This is a genomic window from Desulfofundulus sp. (assembly GCF_049701015.1).
Classification (GTDB): domain Bacteria; phylum Bacillota; class Desulfotomaculia; order Desulfotomaculales; family Desulfovirgulaceae; genus Desulfofundulus.
Genome location: NZ_JBNATZ010000381.1, coordinates 1 through 1,688 on the forward strand (window position 1 = coordinate 1; position 1,688 = coordinate 1,688).

General features: G+C 53.6%; 3 protein-coding genes. 1 reads left to right on the forward strand and 2 read right to left on the reverse strand.

Annotation, left to right across the window (positions count from 1 at the left end; all coding sequences use genetic code 11):
* Positions 1 to 380, forward strand: a 380-nt coding sequence (locus ACPLUI_RS14635; RefSeq protein WP_424660972.1) for a DUF1634 domain-containing protein, incomplete at its 5' end; no start/stop codon positions are given.
* A 135-nt stretch (positions 381 to 515) separates the two neighbouring features.
* Here ACPLUI_RS14635 and ACPLUI_RS14640 read toward each other — a convergent pair.
* Positions 516 to 836 carry a hypothetical protein gene (locus ACPLUI_RS14640; RefSeq protein ID WP_424660973.1) on the reverse strand — a complete coding sequence of 107 codons (321 nt, stop codon included), beginning with the start codon at positions 834 to 836 and terminating at the stop codon, positions 516 to 518.
* A 66-nt stretch (positions 837 to 902) separates the two neighbouring features.
* Positions 903 to 1,688: TSUP family transporter (locus ACPLUI_RS14645; protein ID WP_424660974.1), on the reverse strand; the 786-nt coding region annotated here is incomplete at its 5' end.

Below are 1,688 nucleotides of genomic sequence, written 5' to 3' on the forward strand. Positions count from 1 at the left end.
CTTATGCAAATGTGCTCCTTTACGGTTCCTGGACAGGCATCGCCCTGCTGGTCTTAGTCAGTATCCTCTATATGGGCGGGCTGGTGAAACCATATATCGATCCTGCACTGATCCCCCAGTACTGGGGTTTGAAAGCCAGCAAGTTTGTCCAGCTGGCTCATATGCCTACCGGCTGGGGCTGGTTGAAAATGCTCCATTACAGTGATTTCCTCTGCTTTATAGGTATAGCTTTCCTGGCATCGCTAACCGTGGTGGGATACCTGATCCTGCTGCCTGCTTACGTGTCAAAAAAGGATTGGCCATATGCTTTAATCGTTGTTACTGAAGTAGTGGTACTTGTCCTGGCTGCTTCTGGTGTCCTGGTCATGGCGGGGCAATAAAAATTTTACTGGTAAAGGCAACATTGATGCGAAAAAATGTTGGCGGCCCCCGTATTAAATGTAGCCACGTACTTGAATCCAGGGGGCCGCCTGTGTTCACCTTTCATGTAACCGATATCACATGGGTGGGCGGTGTTAGTGAATGAAATAATTCACAAGACCGTACAGGCAAAGGGCCAGTGGTATGGTCAATGTGAGCGCGGGCAGGAGAAGCTGCCAGCAGTTGATCCGGGCATCTTTTTCCGCCTGCAGGGCGCGCGAAATCTCAATTTCAGCGAAGGGGTGGCTCAAACTTCTTTCCCATCTCCCGGGAGGTGGAAGTCCCGGATGGTGTGACAGCAGGTAATTGCGGAGCGGCTTGTAGAGGTGGATGATGTTCCGCTGGTGGTAACTGGCGGGTGACCTGGTACGCAGTCTCCTGTTTCGCTGCTTATTGATTTCTGACGGCCATGACATCGCCTTCGCCCCCTTTCTTCAATAGTTTTAATTTTTGGGTGTATTAGTGCGGGGTAATACATCGTGCTACCGTTCCTGAAAGAGGGTGGTCAAGGTGAAGCCAAGCATGGTTATCACGGTGGTTCCAAACATGAGCACCAGGGTATGCACTGGCGACAACCCCGTTGTGCAGTTTCCCGTGAGCACCAGGGCGGAACTCAGTGCCCACCAGGCCAGGAAAATACTCTCTTTCGGATTCGGGAATTTCTCCTGCCGGATACGAGCTGCCTGGAAGTAACCTGCCAGGTAGCCGGTACCGAGGCTCACGAAGGTTAATCCCGCTCCCGTAAAGGTGAACAGGTCGGGCAGGTAAATGAGTGATGCAAAGCCCCCGATCAAATACAGGGCGAAAGATGCGGTAGCGCGGGCCTGCAGACGCGGTAAGCCCGTCAGGTACATTAAAAGTGGTTCCAGCAGGGCGCAGGTATTTAACCCGGCCAGGCCCGTGCAAAGGCCGGTGCACCCGCCAACAAGGCTTGCACGGCTTACTGTGATATACTTTGGAAATGCAAGTCCCGGTGCGGCAAGGGGATATTTCCAGGACAGGCCGCCCGGAGGGAGCGGGTTTTCATCCTCGTAACCGAACCTGCGGTAGTGAAGATAGCGGCCGAAAGCTATTAGGGCTGTAAGGGCCAGAATGGTGCTGTATGTAAGGACCAGGAGCGTGGTACCTTCCGGGAGGGTTCTGAGCCGGGAGAGGAGGAGTTTGCCGGCTACTATAAAAGGTAGCGATAAAGTGGCCACGGTAAGGCCCAGCCTTTTATAGGCCTGCCGGGTTGTTTCGGGGTGGTATAGCAACTTTAGCTTGCCGGC